The organism is Sphingomonas sediminicola, from assembly GCF_049991885.1.
Classification (GTDB): domain Bacteria; phylum Pseudomonadota; class Alphaproteobacteria; order Sphingomonadales; family Sphingomonadaceae; genus Sphingomicrobium; species Sphingomicrobium sediminicola.
Map to the genome: position 1 here is coordinate 53,841 of NZ_CP178916.1, position 17,839 is coordinate 71,679.

18 protein-coding genes, 1 tRNA gene and 2 pseudogenes are annotated in these 17,839 nt (G+C 64.1%); 17 read left to right on the top strand and 4 right to left on the bottom strand.

Annotated features, from left to right (window positions below; genetic code table 11):
* The first annotated feature begins 120 nt into the window (after window positions 1-120).
* Complete coding sequence (locus ACMC5O_RS00300; RefSeq protein WP_426693075.1) at window positions 121-1,419, top strand: L,D-transpeptidase family protein; 1,299 nt, start codon at window positions 121-123, stop codon at window positions 1,417-1,419.
* On the opposite strand, the gene ACMC5O_RS00305 is transcribed toward ACMC5O_RS00300, so the two are convergent.
* From ACMC5O_RS00305 to ACMC5O_RS00315, 3 genes are all read right to left on the bottom strand, one after another.
* Window positions 1,409-1,777: an ArsR/SmtB family transcription factor gene (locus ACMC5O_RS00305; protein WP_426693538.1), complete on the bottom strand. Its 369-nt coding sequence runs from the start codon at window positions 1,775-1,777 to the stop codon at window positions 1,409-1,411. The two genes, ACMC5O_RS00300 and ACMC5O_RS00305, sit on opposite strands and share 11 nt — an antisense overlap.
* A gap of 257 nt (window positions 1,778-2,034) precedes the next feature.
* Complete coding sequence (locus ACMC5O_RS00310; protein WP_187708182.1) at window positions 2,035-2,451, bottom strand: SgcJ/EcaC family oxidoreductase; 417 nt, start codon at window positions 2,449-2,451, stop codon at window positions 2,035-2,037.
* Between the two features lie 7 nt (window positions 2,452-2,458).
* Window positions 2,459-3,760, bottom strand: coding sequence for a M20/M25/M40 family metallo-hydrolase (locus ACMC5O_RS00315; RefSeq protein WP_426693076.1), 1,302 nt, complete (start codon window positions 3,758-3,760; stop codon window positions 2,459-2,461).
* 78 nt (window positions 3,761-3,838) lie between these two features.
* On the opposite strand from ACMC5O_RS00315, the gene ACMC5O_RS00320 reads away from it, so the two are divergent.
* The 8 genes and pseudogenes from ACMC5O_RS00320 (at window position 3,839) to hslU (ending at window position 8,736) form a co-directional block, all read left to right on the top strand.
* Window positions 3,839-4,357, top strand: a complete 519-nt coding sequence (locus ACMC5O_RS00320; protein ID WP_187708180.1) for a DUF4142 domain-containing protein — start codon at window positions 3,839-3,841, stop codon at window positions 4,355-4,357.
* Between the two features lie 2 nt (window positions 4,358-4,359).
* A complete protein-coding gene (locus ACMC5O_RS00325; RefSeq protein ID WP_187708179.1) occupies window positions 4,360-4,686 on the top strand; it encodes a cupredoxin domain-containing protein in 327 nt (108 codons plus the stop codon).
* On the top strand, window positions 4,683-5,366 hold the full coding sequence (locus ACMC5O_RS00330; RefSeq protein ID WP_187708178.1) for an RNA polymerase sigma factor: 684 nt from the start codon (window positions 4,683-4,685) through the stop codon (window positions 5,364-5,366). The genes ACMC5O_RS00325 and ACMC5O_RS00330 overlap by 4 nt, the downstream gene beginning before the upstream one ends.
* Before the next feature lie 251 nt (window positions 5,367-5,617).
* A complete protein-coding gene (locus ACMC5O_RS00335) occupies window positions 5,618-5,767 on the top strand; it encodes a glycosyl hydrolase 108 family protein (protein WP_222949980.1) in 150 nt (49 codons plus the stop codon).
* A 160-nt stretch (window positions 5,768-5,927) separates the two neighbouring features.
* Window positions 5,928-6,187: pseudogene (locus ACMC5O_RS00340) on the top strand (3TM-type holin); the annotation flags it as partial.
* Between the two features lie 40 nt (window positions 6,188-6,227).
* Window positions 6,228-6,770: pseudogene (locus ACMC5O_RS00345) on the top strand (TMEM175 family protein); the annotation flags it as partial.
* Between the two features lie 35 nt (window positions 6,771-6,805).
* Entirely contained in the window at window positions 6,806-7,342 is a 537-nt protein-coding gene (gene hslV / locus ACMC5O_RS00350) for an ATP-dependent protease subunit HslV (RefSeq protein ID WP_187708176.1), read from the top strand.
* Window positions 7,343-7,434: 92 nt separating this feature from the next.
* Window positions 7,435-8,736 carry an ATP-dependent protease ATPase subunit HslU gene (gene hslU / locus ACMC5O_RS00355; RefSeq protein WP_426693539.1) on the top strand — a complete coding sequence of 434 codons (1,302 nt, stop codon included), beginning with the start codon at window positions 7,435-7,437 and terminating at the stop codon, window positions 8,734-8,736.
* Here the strand turns inward: hslU and ACMC5O_RS00360 are convergent.
* The gene (locus ACMC5O_RS00360; RefSeq protein WP_187708175.1) at window positions 8,733-9,386 is read right to left on the bottom strand and encodes a TIGR02117 family protein; all 654 of its coding nucleotides are present in this window, start codon (window positions 9,384-9,386) and stop codon (window positions 8,733-8,735) included. The two genes, hslU and ACMC5O_RS00360, sit on opposite strands and share 4 nt — an antisense overlap.
* 90 nt (window positions 9,387-9,476) lie before the next feature.
* Between ACMC5O_RS00360 and ACMC5O_RS00365 the strand changes: the two genes are divergently transcribed.
* The 8 genes from ACMC5O_RS00365 to ligA all read left to right on the top strand — a co-directional run bounded on the left by ACMC5O_RS00365 (window position 9,477) and on the right by ligA (window position 17,824).
* Window positions 9,477-9,553, top strand: a tRNA-Pro gene (locus ACMC5O_RS00365).
* Between the two features lie 86 nt (window positions 9,554-9,639).
* Entirely contained in the window at window positions 9,640-9,978 is a 339-nt protein-coding gene (yajC, locus tag ACMC5O_RS00370) for a preprotein translocase subunit YajC (RefSeq protein ID WP_187708174.1), read from the top strand.
* Window positions 9,978-11,567: a protein translocase subunit SecD gene (gene secD, locus ACMC5O_RS00375; RefSeq protein WP_187708173.1), complete on the top strand. Its 1,590-nt coding sequence runs from the start codon at window positions 9,978-9,980 to the stop codon at window positions 11,565-11,567. The genes yajC and secD overlap by 1 nt, the downstream gene beginning before the upstream one ends.
* A 9-nt stretch (window positions 11,568-11,576) precedes the next feature.
* The gene (secF, locus tag ACMC5O_RS00380; protein WP_426693077.1) at window positions 11,577-12,527 is read left to right on the top strand and encodes a protein translocase subunit SecF; all 951 of its coding nucleotides are present in this window, start codon (window positions 11,577-11,579) and stop codon (window positions 12,525-12,527) included.
* A 78-nt stretch (window positions 12,528-12,605) separates the two neighbouring features.
* A complete protein-coding gene (locus ACMC5O_RS00385) occupies window positions 12,606-13,400 on the top strand; it encodes an outer membrane protein assembly factor BamD (RefSeq protein ID WP_187708172.1) in 795 nt (264 codons plus the stop codon).
* A gap of 22 nt (window positions 13,401-13,422) precedes the next feature.
* Entirely contained in the window at window positions 13,423-15,075 is a 1,653-nt protein-coding gene (gene recN / locus ACMC5O_RS00390) for a DNA repair protein RecN (RefSeq protein WP_187708171.1), read from the top strand.
* Complete coding sequence (locus ACMC5O_RS00395; RefSeq protein WP_187708170.1) at window positions 15,072-15,785, top strand: dienelactone hydrolase family protein; 714 nt, start codon at window positions 15,072-15,074, stop codon at window positions 15,783-15,785. The genes recN and ACMC5O_RS00395 overlap by 4 nt, the downstream gene beginning before the upstream one ends.
* A gap of 2 nt (window positions 15,786-15,787) precedes the next feature.
* A complete protein-coding gene (gene ligA / locus ACMC5O_RS00400; protein ID WP_187708169.1) occupies window positions 15,788-17,824 on the top strand; it encodes an NAD-dependent DNA ligase LigA in 2,037 nt (678 codons plus the stop codon).
* Window positions 17,825-17,839: the final 15 nt, after the last annotated feature.

The window sequence follows — 17,839 nt, forward strand, 5'->3', positions numbered from 1 at the left end:
AACAGCCGCCGGAGAACGGCTTACCGTTGGAACCTCACCGCTCGGCTGCGGGTAACTAACGGGATTCTGGAGCCATTCATCTTCGGCTGCTACAAAGCTCGCGGGTGTGAAGGGGTGACAATGCGCCGTCTTGTCTTGATTCTCGCGGGCCTTGGCCTGCCAGCTTCGGCTTTCGCCGCGGCGGGCCAACAGCCGATCGAGCCGATCGATGTCCCGCCGAGCATCGAGCAGGGCCTCGACATGGTCTACATCGACCGCGAAATGGCGCCGTCGATCGAGCAGCGCGACGAGCAGCTGCAGGCGCAGGGCTATGACGATTTCAAGGTCGCCCCCGTCGACATGTTCGCGCCGGTGCACCCGCTTTACACCGACCTCAGGCGCGCGCTCATTCGCTACCAGATGCGCTGGGGCTCGCTTCCTCAGGTGCAGGTCGCGTCCGGCCCGACGCTGAAGCTCAATTCGACCGGCGATCGCGTTGCGGTGCTTCGCCAGCGGCTCGGATTGCCCGAAGGCACCAAGTTCGACGCGGCGACTGCCGCAGCGGTCAAGGAATTCCAGGGCGTTCACGGCTTCAAGGCGGACGGCATCGCCGGCGCAGGGACGATCAAGGCGCTCAACCTCGGCTACAAGCATTACGAGAACGTGCTCCTTCTCAACATGGAGCGTGCTCGCCGCCTTCCGCGGACGACGGAGTCCGGCCGTTACGTGCTGGTCGATGCAGGCTCGGCGCGTCTCACGATGTATGAGGACGGCCGTCCGGTCGACAGCATGCGCGTGATCGTCGGAAGCCAGGCGACCGAGACGCCCATGATGGCGGCGCTGCTGCGCTTCGTCAGCGTTCATCCGTGGTGGAATACGCCGCCGGAGCTCGCGAAGAAGTCGGTCGCCCCCGGCGTTCTCAACGAGGGCCTCAAGTATCTCACCGACCGCGACTACCAGGTCCTGTCTGACTGGAGCGACGACGCCCAGCCGATCGATCCGGCCACCGTCGACTGGAAAGCCGTTGCGGACGGCAAGGTCACCGCGCGCCTGCGCCGGGGGCCGGGCGAGTGGAATTCGATGGGCGACTATAAATTCAACATGCCCAACGATTTCGGCATCTACCTCCACGACGTGCCGGGCCACGAGAAGGACCTGTTCAAGGCCGACAACCGCTGGATCAGCAACGGCTGCATCCGGCTGGAGGACGCGCAGCGGTTCGCCAAGTGGCTTTTCGGGCGTCCGCTGAAGGGCGAGGATTCGAAGACCGAGGTGAACGTCGATCTTCCGGAGCCGGTACCGGTCTATGTCACCTATCTGACGGCGGAAGCCGGGCCGAACGGGCCCAAGTTCCGCGCCGATCCGTACAGTCGCGATCCGGCGTTGCTCGCCCGCTATTTCGGTGACGGCCAGCAGCAGGTCGCGGCCTTCAACCCCTAGGGTCCTCGTTCCAGGTCACGCTTGAGCTTCGTGAGCCACACCGTGGCGGACGCGGCGTGCGGCCCAATCCAGAACTCGTGAATTTCCTGGATCGGCGCCACGTTGAGATGGTTCCAACGCTCACGACGCTTGCGGACGGGATCACCAGATCCGCCTCCTCCAGCACCTTCAGATGCGGCATCACCGCGCAGCGATCCAGTTCCGGGAAGTGCGCGACCAGCGTTCCGGTCGTTAGCGGCTGGTCTTTCAGAGCGTCCAGAATCTGCCGCCGGACCTGATGGCCCAGCGCTGAAGGGGCGCTACGGCAACTGCCAAGGCTGGTCGCAGATGCTCGCGGCGCTGAAAGCCTGGGTCGAATACGACAGCAACCTGCACGAGGGCATGTAGAGAGCGCTAATCATCACTCGGGGAACCAAGTTCTTGACGGCCAACGGTGTTAGTGATTCAATCGTTCCCTAGGTGAAACGACTGGACGGGAGGAGGGGCCCATGTCCGTAGCGTTTTCCGTGGTGGCGAGACTGCACGACAGGCTGCTGTTCGCTTTATCGCCGTCTTACAGGCAGGTCAGAAGAAGGCTCGAAGGGATAGGTCGGCCCGTGGGCTAGCGAGCCTAGATCAGCGGCCGATCGCGGCCACGAATGTGTTCTGCGACGCGATGATCTTCCATTCGGTTTCACGTTTCTCGATCACATGCTTGAGACGTGTCCGGACGACCCCGTCCGATCCGCAAGTTGCGCCGGGCGGGGCAGGCGAAAAGCCCGTGACTTCGACGTCGAGGTCGACGACCGCGAGCGTCGTACTGAGCGACTTGGTGCGCCGCACGCTCGCAATCACGCGAGTGTCGCGCGCCGGGCCGTTCCAGAGGTCGACGTGCATGTCGGCGATTGCCTTGCGGCCTGTCCAAATAGTTCCGGTTGGATCCACCAGTTCGGCGTCAGGCCAGTAAGCTTCGCCATAGCCCGATCCGTCCCTGCCGTTCCACGTGGTCGCAAATCTCTCCGCAAACATGGTTGCGATTGGTTCGGACTGCATGGTGCAGCTACCTCCTCTCCTTCGCCAGCCGGCTCATCAGGATCGCGGCGCGTTTGGCCTGCCGCGCTATCGAAGGGATGTCTACGAACTCGCCAAGGGCGTGGCTTCCCGCGCCAGCTGGTCCGAGGCCGACGAGCCCGTCGGTGTCGTTGGCGACAAAGCTGATGTCGCCCGCGCCGCGGTCCATCGGGTCCAGCTCGCCCATCAGCTCCAGGCCCATGTCGGCGTTCACGCGGTTGAGCCGGGCGAGCAAGGCGCGATTGCCCTCGGTCGGCGCCATCGGCGGATAACCGCCCTTGTCGAAGCTGATCTGCGCATTGGTTCCGGGCAGCGACTTGGCGACGATCTCCTGCATCTTCGCCTTGGTACGGTCGATCTGATCCTGGCTGATGGCGCGCAGGTCGCCGCGTGCGACGGCGGTTGCTGCGATGATGTTGGTCTTTCCGGTTGCATTCAACCGGATCCGGTCGGCATCCATCTCGGTGGTCGCGCCGCCGCCGATCATCCCGACATTATAGGTCAATTTGTCCTCGCCCAGCTCGCGGCGGAACGTGTCGACGATCCGCGATAGTTCGTAGATCGCGCCATATTCGGGATGCATCACGCCGCTCGAATGGCCGGTCCGGCCGCTTACGATCAGAGTCCAGCTGTCGGAGCTGCGTCGGGCAATCGAGCCCATGTCCTTGCCCTCTTTCTGGGCAAGGCCTTCGAAGTCGAGCGCGACGTCCGCCCACTTCCCTGCTTCGATCAGCGGACCGCGCGTAACCTCGATCGGGTCGCCCGCATCCTCCTCGTCGCCGGTAAGGACAACCGTGATGTCGGCGGGTTTCAAAGTGCCCGCGGCCTTCATCGCGCGGAGGGAGGCGATGATGACCGCCATTCCGCCCTTGTCGTCGCCCGAGCCCGGCCCGATCCCGCGGTCGCCTTTCCGCTCCCATTTCTGGAACGAGGAATCCGGCTCGAACACCGTGTCGAGGTGGCCGATCAGGAGCATGCGCTTGCCGCGGCCGCTACCCTTGTGGCGGGCAACGATGTGCCCCGCGCGGCCGGCGGCCTTCATCTCGATCCACTCGACCTTGAAGCCGAGCGGCTCGAACTCGGAGCGGAGCAACTTGCCGACCGCCTCGACACCCAGCGCGTTCAGGCTCCCGCTGTTCTGGTTCACCCACGTCTCGAGCATCGAAACCGTGCGATCCTGCTCGGCATCGACAGTCTGGATCATCACCTGCTCGGGTTTCGAAAGCTCGGCAGCGACAGGGGTGGCGAAAAGGAAGGCGGAAGCGGCAATCAGCCAAAGACGCAGACGCATGCACAAGCTGTAGCCGCGCCGGGAACCTCCAGCAAACCGCGGCATCCAATCGGGCGAAACTCGAACCGGGAGGATTGAATGACCGCCAAGATCGCCTTGATCGCCTCGGCCACGCTGCTGGCCGGCTCCGTCGCCTTCGCTGCCGACGGCCCGACCGATCCCCAGATCGCGCATATCGCCTACACCGCGGGCTCGCTCGACATCGAGGCTGGGAAGCTGGCGCTTCAAAAGTCGAAGAATTCGTCCGTCCGCGAATTCGCTTCGGAAATGGTTCGCGACCATGAGGCGGTGAACGAAAAGGCGCTGGCTCTCGTCGCGAAGCTCGGAGTTACGCCTGAGCCGAACGCAACGAGCGAAGGTCTGACCAAGCAGGCGGACGAGACGCGGGCGAAATTGGCCAAGCTCAATGGCAAGGCGTTCGACCGCGCCTATGTTGCGAACGAGGTTGCCTATCACAACACGGTCAACGGTGCGCTGAAGACCGCGCTCATTCCGTCCGCCGAGAATGGCGAGCTGAAGGCACTGCTCGAGACCGGGCTGACGCTCTTCAGCGAGCATCAGAAGCATGCCGAACACCTCTCGGCGAGCCTGAAATAGCCATGCGGGGCTGGCCCGCATTTGGCCCCGCGGCGGCGTTGCTGCTGCTTGTTGCCCCCTCCCTGGCAGCAGCGACGCAGCGAACGCACGTCGTGACGATCGAAAAGATGAAGTTCGGCGCGCTTCCGGCGGATGTTAGAGCGGGCGACACGATCATCTGGGACAACCGTGACATGTTCCAGCATACCGCGATGGCGAAGGACGGCAGCTTCAATGTAGACCTTCCCGCGGGCGCCAAGGGCAAAACCGTGGTCCGGAAAGCGGGAGCGATCGCCTTCATGTGCAAATATCATCCGGGTATGCGCGGCGTGCTAAAGGTCGCGAGATGACCGTTCGGGCCAAACGCGACTATTCCATCCTCGGAGATGGTGAGCTTGCCGCTCTCTGTGCGGGCCGCGATCCCGAGGCAGTCCGGCATGTGCTCACCACCAACAATCAGCGTCTGTTCCGCGCAGCTTGGAGCATTCTCAAGGACCGGGCCGAAGCGGAAGAGGCGTTGCAGGCCGCCTATGTCTCGGCCTTCTCGTCGATCGGCAGCTTCGAAGGACGCTCGTCGCTCACGACCTGGCTGACCCGCATCGTGATCAACGAAGCCCTGGGGCGTGTTCGGAAGGAGCGCCGCCGCCGTGCCCAGTTGGATGCCGCAGGAGTGCCTGTACTCGATGCCTATCGGGAGAAGCTGATGGCCGGATCTGAGACACTGGCTCCGGATGCCGCAGTTGCACGGGAGCAGCTTCGGAGGGTCCTCGAAAGAGCGATCGCCGGGCTGCCCGAAATCTTCCGGACGGTATTCGTATTGCGAGAGATCGAGGGCCTGTCGGTCGAAGACACCTCTGACGCGCTCGGCATTCCTGCTTCGACCGTGAAGACCCGCCTTCTGCGCGCGAGGAGACGGCTGCAGGAAGCGCTCGCGCCCGAAGTGCATGAGGCGCTGACCGGGACGTTCCCGTTTGCAGGAGCCGATTGCGCCGCGCTGACCGCGCGCGTGATGGGCCGCCTCGGCCTTTAGCGGTTCAGAAGCCTGTCCCACAATGAACCAAAGAGGTTAATCACGCCACGACTCGGTCGTTAGTTGTGAGAGACAGCGTTGGAGAATGAGATTTCGATGTCGATGCGCTGATCGGCGACCTGATCGAGCGTGAGGGCGGCTATGTGAACCATCCCGCCGACAAGGCGGGCCGACCTGCTTCGGCATTACCAAGGCGGTCGCACGGAACGGCTTTGCCGGTGCAATGAAGAAGCTGCCGCGAGACGAGGCGGCTGGTCTATCGGCGCCTTTACTGGCTTCGACCTCGTTTCGACCAGGTCGCCAGGCGCTCGCCGAGGATCGCGGCCGAGCTGTTCGACACACGGGTCAACGTGGGCCGGCGGTTGCGACGACCTTCTCCAGCGCGCGCTCACGGCGCTTAACCGCAATGCCAAGGATTAGATGGACCTGACGCAAGACTGACGCGTGGGCCCGCTCACCCTGCATGCGCTCGACGCCTCCCTTGAAACGCTCGGGACGAAGGGCGGCGAGACCGTGCTGATGCGCGCGCTCGAAGCGCTCCAGGGCGAGCGCTACCTCCGTCTCGCCGAGGCGCAGTCTTCAGACCCGTGGACCAGCCGCGCGCGGCCGAGCTTTCTCTATATGATGTACGCGCTGATCCTCTGGACGATCCCGATGGGCCTGATCGCGGCTGCCGACCCCCGCAATGCAAAGGGAATAGCCGACGGCATGACAGCATTTCTGCGCGGATTCCCGAGGAGCTCTACGCCCTCTTCGGCACCGGCTACCTCGGCTACACGGCGGCCCGCACCTGGGGTAAGGTCAAGGGAGTGGAGCGCTAAAGCAAGGGGGCGGGAGATGCGGCCGGAGCGGCTTAATGCATTGACCGACGGTGTGGTCGCCATTGTCCTGACGATCATGGTGCTCGAGCTGAAGTTCCCGGAGGAGCCTACTTTCGCGGCAGTCCTCGCCGTCCTGCCTTTGCTCGCAGCCTATCTGCTCGCCTTCATCTACGTCGCCATCTACTGGAACAACCATCACCACATGATGCAGTCGGCGCACAAGGTGACAGGCGGCGTGCTGTGGGCGAACCATTCGCTGCTTTTCTGGCTTACGCTGTTTCCCTTGATGATCCGCTGGATCGACGAGGCCGGGATGGCGCACCTGCCGGTCGCTTCGTTCGGCCTTGTCCTTATCGGCGCTTCGATTTCGTACCTGGTCCTCGAACGGACTCTGATCGCCGCGGACGGCGAGGACTCCGGCGTGAAAAAGGCGGTGGGACGTGGAACGAAGGAATGGGTTAGCTTCGCGCTCTACGTGGCGGCGGTCGTGATCGCGTTCGTCTCGCCTCCGATCGCTGTCACCATTTACGTAGCCGTCGCTGCGATCTGGCTGATCCCCGACCGCCGCTTCGTTCGGGCCTAGTTGCAGGCGTAACGACGCCTTCCCACATCCTCGCCATGGAAAAGTATCACGGAACCACGATCCTTGGCGTGAAGAAGGACGGCAAGACAGTTATTGCCGGGGACGGCCAGGTCAGCCTTGGCAATACGGTGATCAAGCCGAACGCGAAGAAGGTCCGCCGGATCGGCGAGGGCGGGAAGGTCATCGGCGGCTTCGCCGGCGCGACCGCGGACGCCTTCACCTTGTTCGAGCGGCTGGAAAAGAAGCTGGAGCAGTACAATGGCCAGCTGATGCGATCGGCTGTCGAGCTCGCCAAGGACTGGCGGACCGACAAATACCTTCGCAATCTGGAAGCGATGATGATCGTCGCGGACAAGGACAGTTTGTTGATCCTGACCGGCAACGGTGACGTGCTGGAGCCGGAGGGCGGCATCGCGGCGATCGGCTCGGGCGGCAATTATGCGCTCGCCGCAGCGCGCGCGCTCACCGATTATGAGAAGGATCCGGAGAAGCTGGCCCGCCGCGCGATGCAGATCGCCGCGGAGGTCTGCGTCTTCACCAACGACCAGCTGACAATCGAGACGGTCGAATAGGTCCGCTTGAAGCGGGCCACCGCGCCTCCAATCTAGGCTTTCAAATGAACTACCACAGATCCATTCCCCAGAGCGGCGGGGCTTCCGAAATGCTGAAGGACAAGCTCACTCCCAAGGCGATAGTCGCGGCGCTCAATGAGCATATCGTGGGGCAGAACGACGCGAAGAAGGCGGTTGCCGTCGCGCTTCGCAATCGTTGGCGCCGCCAGCAACTCTCGCCGGAACTTCGCGACGAAGTGACGCCGAAGAACATATTGATGATCGGCCCGACCGGCTGCGGAAAGACGGAGATCAGCCGCCGTTTGGCAAAACTCGCCGACGCGCCATTCGTGAAGGTCGAGGCGACCAAGTTTACCGAGGTCGGCTACGTCGGCCGCGACGTCGAGCAGATCGCCCGCGACCTCGTCGAAGAAGCGGTTCGGCTGGAGCGCGAACGCCGCCGCGAAGCAGTCCGCACCGGAGCCGAGGAAGTCGCGATGGAACGGCTGCTCGACGCGCTGACCGGCAAGGGCTCCAGCGCCGCCACCCGCGAAAGCTTTCGCCAACGTTACAAGGACGGCAGCCTCACCGAAGCCGAAGTCGAGATCGAGGTGCATGAAGCCCCGTCGACGCCGTTCGAGATCCCCGGAATGGGCGGCCAAGTCGGCATGATCAACCTCAGCGAGATGATGGGCAAGGCGTTCGGCAACCAGCCCGGCAAGCGCCGCAAGCTCAAGGTACCAGACGCCTTCCAGCGCCTGACGGACGAAGAGGCCGACAAGCGCGTCGATCCTGACGACATCAACCGCGTCGCCTTGGCGGATGCGGAGGCGAACGGGATCGTGTTCCTCGACGAGATCGACAAGATTGCGGTCAGCGACGTGCGTGGGGGCTCGGTCAGCCGCGAGGGCGTCCAGCGCGACCTGCTCCCGCTGATCGAAGGCACGACGGTCGCGACCAAGTATGGGCCGCTGAAGACGGATCACATCCTCTTCATCGCGTCCGGAGCATTCCACATCGCGAAGCCGGCAGATCTGCTGCCGGAGCTTCAGGGCCGCCTCCCGATCCGCGTAGAGCTCAAGGCCCTGACGCAGGAGGACTTCGTCCGCATCCTGTCGCAGACCCGGGCGAGCCTGACCCAGCAATATCAGGCGCTGCTCGGCACCGAGGGCGTGACCGTCACCTTCGCGGACGACGGTATCGAGGCGCTCGCCCGCATCGCCGCAGAAGTGAACGAGGCGGTCGAGAACATCGGCGCGCGTCGCCTGCAGACGGTGATGGAGAAGCTGCTCGAGGACGTGAGCTTCGAAGCCGAGGACCGGAGTGGGCAGACGCTGGTCGTCGACGCGGCATTCGTTGAAGGTCAGCTCGCCGGCATTGCGAAGAATGCCGACCTCAGCCGCTACGTTCTCTAATCTTCGCTGATCTTGCGATAGCGCCAGACGAAGCCTTGCACGAAGGGCGGCCAAAGGCTGGTCCGCACGCCGGCAAGGCGAAAGCGACCGGACGCCCAGGTGTTGCAGGTCTTGAGGGCGTGGAACCTGCCGGTGGCCCAGTAGAAGGCGTCCGAACGGCCGTAGCCGGCATGGCCGATGCGCTCGGGCTTGCCGTCCGCGTTCAGACGGAAATCGGAGCGGATCGCTGCCCACAGGCGGCGATATTCCTCGGGTCGAAGGCGAATCGTCCGGTCGGCGTAGAATTCCGGGTTGGAGACCCACTCGACGTGCATCACCCGCTTTCCGCCCGTTAGCGCCGACCAGACGGTTCCGGGCCGGATGTCGCGCCAGCGGGGCGTGTCGAGGTAGACGTGCTCCTCACCCGAACCGAAGGCGACCCAGCCGGCATTCGGGTCGGGAGAGGCGAAGTCGGATCTCGGAACGAACGGCGCCCAGTCCAGGCCCTGCGCCTTAACCGGCATGACGATGTCGGAATGGATTCCGTTGTTGGCCAGATAGATGGTGACGCCCTGGTCAGGCTCGCTCCAATCCCGATTCACCGGGACCAATGAGCCGATCAAGGCGGCAATCAGGTAAGCGACCGGGATCGCCGCGAAGGCCAGGACCAAGCGACGGACCCAATTGCTTTTTCTGCGTTTGCGTCTTCGGGCCATCCGCTTGTGTTATCTGCGAGCGGTGCCTAGATGCCAGCCCTCGGTCGGGGCGTAGCGCAGCCTGGTAGCGCATCACACTGGGGGTGTGGGGGTCGCTGGTTCGAATCCAGTCGCCCCGACCATCAAACCAAAGGGCTGTTCTTGCGCCTTTCTTCACTGCCGTGATAGTCGCCCGCCGACTTCCGCTTAGGAACCATTCCCTCAGCCAATGACAGACATTCTCCTGCAGACACTCGCCGCCGCGAGCGCCAATCCGAACAGCGCATCAGGAATCTTCTTCGCCCTCGCGCCGTGGCTCCTGATCTTCGTGATCTTCTATGTGCTGATGATTCGCCCGCAGCAGCAGAGGGTGAAGCAACACCAGGCTGCGATCGCGGCAATCAAGAAGGGTGATGAAGTCGTCACCGGCGGCGGAATCCGCGGCCGGGTGACGAAGGTCACTGATGACGAGGCGGAGGTCGAGATTGCGCAGGGCGTGAAGGTTCGCGTGGTCAAGGGCACGCTGAGCCAGGTGCTCACCAAGTCTGCCAAGCCAGCGAACGACTGATGCTCGATTTCCCTCGCTGGAAGGTCTGGTCGATCTCGCTGGTCATCCTGGTCGGCATCCTGTTCGCCATTCCGAGCATGCTGCCGTCCGACCTGAAGGCGCGCTATCCGAAGTTCCTTCCCAGTGCGACGATCAACCTCGGCCTCGACCTTGCCGGCGGAAGCCAGCTTCTGCTCGAAGCGGACCAGAGCGACGCTGCCAAGCAGCGGCTCCAGGGCATGGAGGACCAGGTCACGACCGAGCTTCGGCGTACGCCGCGGGTCGAGATCGGCGATATTTCGACGGCCGGTGGGCGCGTTTCCTTCCTCGTCCGCGACCCGACCCAAGTTGACACCGCGGTCGAGCGCCTCCGTGCGATCACCCAGCCGGTAGCGCTGACGGGCGGCCGCGATTGGGATGTCCAAGTCATCGATTCGACGCGGATCGTCATGACGCCGACGCAGGCCGGCACACAGCGCGCGATGAAGGACGCGATGACCGTCGCTCGCGACGTCGTCCGCCGCCGCATCGACCCGCAGGGCACCAAGGAAATCACCGTCATCAACCAGGGAACGGACCGGATCCTGGTCGAAGTGCCCGGCGTCGAGGATCCGGAGGCGCTCAAGCGCCTGATCGGCCAGACGGCGCGGCTTGAGTTCAAGCTGGTCGACATGACCGCTGATCCCGCCCAGGTCCAGCAGGGCCATGCGCCGGCGGGCAGCCAGGTTCTGCAGATGGCGGAAGGCGGCGGCTTCATCGCCGTGAAGCGCCGGGTGATGGTCTCGGGCGACCAGCTGGTCGACGCCAAACAGAGCTTCGACCAGAACGGCCAGGCGGTCGTGTCGATTAAGTTCAATACCGCCGGCGCCCGCCGTTTCGGCCGCGTCACTCAGGAGAACGTGAACAAGCCGTTCGCGATCATCCTCGACGACAAGGTCCTTTCGGCGCCGAACATCAACGAGCCAATCCTCGGTGGCCAGGCGCAGATCAGCGGCAATTTCACGGTCGAGAGCGCGAACCAGCTCGCAGTAAGCCTGGCATCGGGCAAGTTGCCAGTGAAGCTCAACGTCATCGAAGAGCGGACCATTGGTCCTGAGCTCGGCAAGGATTCGATCGAAAAGGGCATCATCGCCAGCATCGTCGCGACGCTCGCGGTGATCGTCTTTATGTTGATCACCTACGGCCGGTTCGGGGTCTACACAACCTACGGGCTGGTCGTGAACGCGCTGCTGATCCTCGGGATCATGGCGGTGTTCAACGCCTCGCTGACCCTACCGGGAATCGCTGGCTTCGTGCTGACGATCGGCGCGGCAGTCGACGCCAACGTGCTGATCAACGAGCGAATCCGCGAGGAGCAAAGGCGCGGCCGCAAGACCCTCGATTCCATCGAGACCGGCTACAAGGAAGCCTCGACCGCCATTTTCGATGCCAACATCACCAACGTCATTGCCGCGGTGCTGATGTGGTACTTCGGCTCGGGCCCGATCCGCGGCTTCGCGGTCGTCCTGATGATCGGAATCGTCACGTCGGTCTTCACCGCCGTCAATTTCACGCGAATGCTCGTCGCATTGTGGGTGCGCCGTAAGCGTCCGCGCGTGCTGCATATCTAAGGGCCAGTCATGAAGCTCCTGAAGCTCATCCCCGACAATACGAACCTCGACTTCATGCGCTGGCGCAACATCGCGCTGGTCCTGTCGATCATCGTCACGGTCGCCAGCCTGACTCTGGTCGCTGTCCGCGGCCTCAACCTCGGCGTGGACTTCCTCGGCGGTCAGATGATCCGCGTGACCTTCTCGCAGAAGGTCGACGTAGAAACACTCAGGAACGACGTGGATTCGCTGAACCTCGGCGAAGCGAGCATTCAGGAAACTGGCGGCCCGCGGAGCTTCCAGATCCGCCTGCCGAAGCCTGGAGGCGGCGAAGCGGCCGCCAACCGCGCCGCTTCGCAGGTCCGGAGCATGCTCGGCCAGAAGTACCCGGGATCGCGCGTCGATTCGGTCGAGACTGTTTCCGGCAAGGTCAGTGAAGAGCTGGCCTGGGACGGAAGCCTCGCCATCGGCCTCGCGATGCTCGGGATCGCCATCTACATCTGGTTCCGGTTCGAATGGCAGTTCGGCGTCGGGGCGCTCGTTACGTTGTTCCACGACGTGTCAATGACCCTGGGCTTCTTCTCGCTGACGCAGCTTCAGGTCGACCTCAACGTCGTCGCGGCAATCCTGACAATCGTCGGTTATTCGCTCAACGACACGGTCGTCATCTACGACCGAATCCGCGAGAATCTGCGGAAATTCCGCAAGATGCAGATTGTCCCGCTGCTCAACCTTTCGCTGAACGAGACATTGTCGCGAACGATGGTCACCTCGCTCTCGATCCTGCTCGCGCTCGGAATGCTGCTGCTGCTCGGGCCGGAGGTTATCTTCGGGCTCACAATCGCCATCTTCATCGGCATCTTCGTCGGCACCTATTCGTCGGTCTACATCTCCTCGCCGGTCCTTGTCTGGCTTGGAGTGAAGCCCGACACCTTCGTCCGTGCCGAAGACGAGAAGGCTCCCGGGCCGGCTGCCGTCTGACACCGTTCATCTGGCGCCAAGCAAAGTGCGTCCATCTCCCGCTTGGCCTGTCCATGGCCCCACGCTAATGAGGTCTTCATGCCGCCGAAGCTGACCCGTACCGCCGCCCTGTTGCTTGCTTGCGCGATCGTGATCCCGGCCGCCGGTTGCGCCCGCAACAAGACCGGATCCGACACCGCCTACATCGCCCGCGACGTGAACAGCCTCTACGCGCTCGCGAAGCAGAAGCTGGACAAGGGCCAGTACGAGGACGCCGCGAAGCTGTTCGACGAGGTCGAGCGCCAGCACCCCTATTCGGTCTGGGCCCGCCGCGCGCAGATGATGAGCGCCTTCAGCTACTACATGGCGCAGAAGTATCCGGAGGCGATCAGCTCGGCCCAGCGCTTCCTGACGATCCACCCTGGCAACAAGGACGCACCCTACGCGCACTACCTCATCGCGATGAGCCATTATCAGCAGATCGAGGACGTGACCCGCGACCAGGCTAGCACGGCCAACGCCCAGCAGGCGTTCGGCGAGCTCATGCGGCGCTATCCCGACAGCCGCTACGCATCGGACGCGCGGCTGAAGCTCGACCTCATCAACGACCATCTCGCCGGCAAGGAGATGGAGATCGGCCGTTTCTACCAGCGGTCAGGCAAGTGGCTTGCGGCAACCCTCCGCTTCCGCAAGGTCGTGGAGCAGTACCAGACGACGAACCACACTCCGGAAGCCCTGGAGCGGCTGGTCGAATGCTATCTCGCGCTTGGCATCCCGCAGGAAGCGCAGAAGGCTGCGGCGGTCCTAGGCCGCAACTATCCGGGCAGTGACTGGTATCACCGGGCCTACAAGCTCGTTTCGCGGCACGTGCCGCAGACTGCTCCGCAGGGCTAATGATCCAACCAGCGAGCGCGCCGTGCTGAGGCAGCTCGCGATTCGAAATGTCGTGCTCGTCGAACAGCTCGAGCTCGAGTTCGACGCCGGTCTTGGAGTCCTGACCGGCGAGACTGGCGCGGGTAAATCGATCCTGCTCGACGCATTGGGCCTGGCCCTTGGCGCGCGGTCGGACGCCGGGCTGGTTCGAAGCGGTACGGACGCTGCGGCAGTGTCGGCCGAGATAGAGCTTCCGGCCCATCATCCGGTTCATGCCCTCCTGTCCGAGCAGGGCATTGAAGCGGACGCAGGTGAATCGCTCATCCTGCGGCGCTCGCTCAAGGCAGATGGGGGAAGCCGCGCCTTCGTCGGAGCTGCCACCGTCCCTGCCGGAGTGCTTCGCGAGATCGGCGCTCTGGCGGTCGAGATTCATGGCCAGCATGATGAGCGTGGATTGCTGAACCCGCGCGGGCATCGCGCCCTCCTCGATACATTTGCCGCGTCGGACGTGACGAAGGTCGCCGACGCCTGGTCCGAGGTCACTCGGATCGAAGCGGAGCTGGCCCAGGCGCGCGCCGAGATGGCGGCCGCCGCGCGAGACCGCGACTATCTCGCTCATTCGCTTTCGGAGATCGATGCGCTCGCGCCTGAAGCCGGCGAGGAAACCAGGCTGGCCGAGGAGCGCGCCGCGATGCAGGCGGGCCTGAAGGCGGGGGAAAGCCTGTCCGGCATCGACGAACTGCTTGGTGGATCGGACGGTGCCTTGGCGCAGTTGAGGCTTGCGGCTCGAAAGATCGAACGCGGAGCGGCCGACCATCCGTTGCTCGCCGAAGCGCTTGCGGCCCTCGACCGCTCGCTGATCGAGGCAAGCGAGGCCGAGGATAAGATCGAGAGGGCGGCCGATGCTCTCACGTTCGACCCGGCCCGGCTGGAAGCGGCCGAGACGCGCCTGTTCGAAATCCGGGGACTTGCCCGCAAGCATCGGGTCGAGCCGGACGCACTGGCCGAGCTTGCCGAGCGCATGCGTGCCCAACTTTCGGAGATCGAAGCAGGCGGAGAGCGCATTGCCCACCTTGATGCCGAGTTAAGCAAGGTGCGGCTGCATTATTCGGAGCTTGCGGCCGAGCTGAGCCGTCAGCGGCACGAGGCCGCCCGGAAGCTCGATGAGGCCGTCGCGGCCGAGCTTCATCCCCTCAAGCTGGACTCGGCGCGCTTCCAGACTGCGATTGCGCAGGCCGAGCCGGGCCCGGCCGGAACCGACCGCGTTGAGTTCGAAATCTCCACCAATCCCGGTGCGCCGTTCGGGCCGCTGACCAAGATCGCAAGCGGCGGCGAGCTGTCACGGTTCGTCCTCGCCCTCAAGGTCGCGCTCGCCGAGGCGGGCAGCGCGGGGACGATGATCTTCGACGAAATCGACCGCGGGGTCGGCGGAGCGGTCGCGAGCGCGATCGGTGAGCGGCTGGCAAGGCTGGCCAAGCAGTCGCAGGTCCTCGTGGTCACTCATTCGCCGCAGGTTGCGGCCCGTGCCGCGCACCATTTCCGGATTGAAAAGGTGCATGGGCCGGACGGAACCCGCACGACGGTCCGTCGTCTCGATGATGCCGAGCGTCGGGAAGAGATTGCGCGCATGTTGTCCGGCGCTGCAGTGACGGACGAGGCCCGCGCGCAAGCGGCAAGACTTTTGGAGGCGGCATGAGCAAGCAGACATCAGTTGCACTCGAGTTCGAAGGCGAGGCGCTGGAAGGAGTATTCGTCGGACGCCGCGATGGGCAGGCTCGCCCGACGGTGATGCTGATCCCGACGGTGATGGGCGTTTCCGACCTCGAGATCGGGTTTGCGAAGCAACTCGTCGAGCTTGGCTACAACGGCTTCGTCGCCGATATCTTCGGCAAGAAATTCCGCGGTTCGCCGCGCGACGTGATGTTCGGCGAGATGAATCGCCTAGGCAATGACCGCGTCGCATTACGCCGCCGGCTGCTGGCGATCGTCGAGCAGGTCCGCGGACTCAAGGAGGTGGAAGGCGGCAAGCTGGTCGTCGCGGGCTATTGCTTCGGCGGGAAATGCGCTCTCGACGTCGCCCGGACCGGCGTCGACATTGCCGCAGCGGTCGCGTTCCACGGGCTTCTCGATCCGCCAAACTGGCCGACGGAGAAGACAAGCACAAAGATCGTCGCCTTCCACGGTTGGGACGATCCGATGGCGCCGCCGGATCATGTCGTCGCGCTTGGCAAGGAACTGACGGAGGCCGGCGCCGACTGGCAAATTCACGCCTTCGGCAACGTCCGCCACGGCTTCACCAATCCCAACGCCCACCAGATCGGCCTCGACGCGGTGCGCTACGACGAACTGGCCGCCGAGCGGTCGTGGACGAGCTTCATCAACCTGCTCGAGGAGGTGTTCGGCTGAGCATGGCTGACACGATCAGCGAGGCGGAGGCCGCCAACCGGCTGATGCGCCTGGCCAAGCTCATCGCGCACCACGACAAGCTTTATCACGATCAGGACGCGCCGGAGATCAGCGACGCGGATTATGATGCGCTGGTCCGTGAGAACCGCGAGCTGGAGGAGCGCTTCCCGCAACTCGTGCGCGCGGACTCTCCGTCGAAGCGGCTTGGCGCCGCGCCGACGACCGTGCTCGCCAAGGTTACCCACGCGCGGCCGATGCTCAGCCTGGAAAATGCCTTCTCCGAGGACGAGGTCGCGGATTTCTCGGCGAGGATTCGCCGGTTCTTGAACCTGTCGCCGGACGCGGTCGTGGCGATGACCGCCGAGCCCAAGATCGACGGCCTTTCCTGCTCGGTCCGCTACGAGCGCGGCGAGTTGGTTCTCGCGGCGACGAGGGGTGATGGAGCGGTCGGCGAGGATGTGACGCCGAACGTGCGGACGATCTCCGACATTCCGAAGCGACTTTCCGGAGCGCCCGATGTGCTGGAAGTGCGCGGTGAAGTGTACATGTCGAAGGAGGACTTCGAGGCGCTCAACGAGCGGCAGGAAGCATCCGGCGGCAAGATCTTCGCCAATCCCCGCAACGCCGCTGCGGGCTCGCTCCGGCAGAAGGACGCGAGCATTACGGCGGCTCGCCCTCTGCGTTTCCTGGCGCATGGCTGGGGCGAAATTTCGGAGCCGCTGGCCGACTCGCAGTTCGAAGCAATGAAGCGGATCGAGTTACTCGGCATTCCGGTCAGCGAGCTTCTGGTCCGCTGCGATGATCTGACCGCGATGCTCGCCCACTATCGGGCGATCGAGAAGGCGCGGGCGGACCTGCCGTTCGACATCGACGGCGTGGTGTACAAGGTGGACCGGCTGGACCTGCAGGAGCGGCTTGGGTTCGTGGCGCGCGCTCCGCGCTGGGCTCTTGCCCACAAGTTCCCGGCGGAGAAGGCGGAAACGACGCTTGAAGCGATCGACATCCAGGTCGGGCGCACCGGCAAGCTCACGCCCGTCGGGCGGCTGACTCCTGTTGGCGTCGGCGGCGTGATAGTCGCCAACGTCACGCTCCATAACCGCGACGAGATCCAGCGGCTTGGGCTGCGCATCGGCGATCGCGTGCGCATCCAGCGCGCCGGCGACGTCATCCCTCAGGTCGTCGAGAACCTCACCCGCGATGAGGTTCGCGAGCCATACGTCTTCCCCGACCATTGCCCCGAATGTCAGAGCGAGGCGGTCGCCGAGGAAGGCGAAGTCGACGTCCGTTGCACGGGTGGGCTCGTCTGCCCAGCGCAGCGTTTCGAGCGGCTGCGCCATTTCGTGTCGCGCGGAGCGCTCGACATTGAAGGACTGGGCGAGAAGTCGATCGCGGAGTTCATCGAGCTGGGCTGGCTTCATTCGCCCGCCGACATCTTCCGCCTGCGCAAGTTGCGCGACCAGCTGATCGGCCGCGAGGGCTGGAAGGAGAAGTCGGTCGACAATCTGCTCGGCTCGATCGAGGCGAAGCGTGAGCCGGACGGGCCGCGCTTCCTGTTCGGGCTCGGTATTCGACACATCGGCATCGTCACCGCCAAAGACCTGCTGAAGTGCTTCGGCACGATCGAGGAGCTTCGGCGTGTTGCGACAAGCCCGGATGCGCATGCCGAGCTTGCAGCGGTCGAGGGCGTAGGGCCGGTCGTTGCAGAAGCGCTCGTCGATTTCTTCCACGAGGAGCACAATCGTGAAGCGCTGGACGACCTTCTCTCCGAAGTCCGCCCGAAGCCGTTCGTCACCGACGCAAAGCAGACGGAATGGACCGGCAAGACGATCGTGTTCACCGGCAGTCTAGAAACCATGAGCCGCGATGAGGCGAAGGCTCAGGCGGAACGGCTGGGTGCACGCGCGGCTGGTTCGGTCAGTGTAAAGACGGACCTCGTGGTGGCGGGACCGGGCGCGGGATCGAAGCTCAAAAAAGCCGAAGAGCTCGGCATTCGCGTGATCAACGAAGCGGAGTGGGCGAAGATCGTCGCTGAAGCCTAGACGCTAAAGTCTGCA

Bases quoted from the DNA above. Each gene is read 5' to 3' on its own strand.
- secD (WP_187708173.1), top strand. From the start codon at position 9,978: ATGCTCGATTTCCCTCGCTGGAAGGTCTGGTCGATCTCGCTGGTCATC.
- ACMC5O_RS00320 (WP_187708180.1), top strand. From the start codon at position 3,839: ATGACCGCCAAGATCGCCTTGATCGCCTCGGCCACGCTGCTGGCCGGC.
- ACMC5O_RS00300 (WP_426693075.1), top strand. From the start codon at position 121: ATGCGCCGTCTTGTCTTGATTCTCGCGGGCCTTGGCCTGCCAGCTTCG.
- ACMC5O_RS00395 (WP_187708170.1), top strand. From the start codon at position 15,072: ATGAGCAAGCAGACATCAGTTGCACTCGAGTTCGAAGGCGAGGCGCTG.
- ligA (WP_187708169.1), top strand. From the start codon at position 15,788: ATGGCTGACACGATCAGCGAGGCGGAGGCCGCCAACCGGCTGATGCGC.
- yajC (WP_187708174.1), top strand. From the start codon at position 9,640: ATGACAGACATTCTCCTGCAGACACTCGCCGCCGCGAGCGCCAATCCG.
- hslV (WP_187708176.1), top strand. From the start codon at position 6,806: ATGGAAAAGTATCACGGAACCACGATCCTTGGCGTGAAGAAGGACGGC.
- ACMC5O_RS00310 (WP_187708182.1), bottom strand. From the start codon at position 2,451: ATGCAGTCCGAACCAATCGCAACCATGTTTGCGGAGAGATTTGCGACC.
- ACMC5O_RS00315 (WP_426693076.1), bottom strand. From the start codon at position 3,760: ATGCGTCTGCGTCTTTGGCTGATTGCCGCTTCCGCCTTCCTTTTCGCC.
- secF (WP_426693077.1), top strand. From the start codon at position 11,577: ATGAAGCTCCTGAAGCTCATCCCCGACAATACGAACCTCGACTTCATG.
- ACMC5O_RS00325 (WP_187708179.1), top strand. From the start codon at position 4,360: ATGCGGGGCTGGCCCGCATTTGGCCCCGCGGCGGCGTTGCTGCTGCTT.
- ACMC5O_RS00330 (WP_187708178.1), top strand. From the start codon at position 4,683: ATGACCGTTCGGGCCAAACGCGACTATTCCATCCTCGGAGATGGTGAG.
- ACMC5O_RS00385 (WP_187708172.1), top strand. From the start codon at position 12,606: ATGCCGCCGAAGCTGACCCGTACCGCCGCCCTGTTGCTTGCTTGCGCG.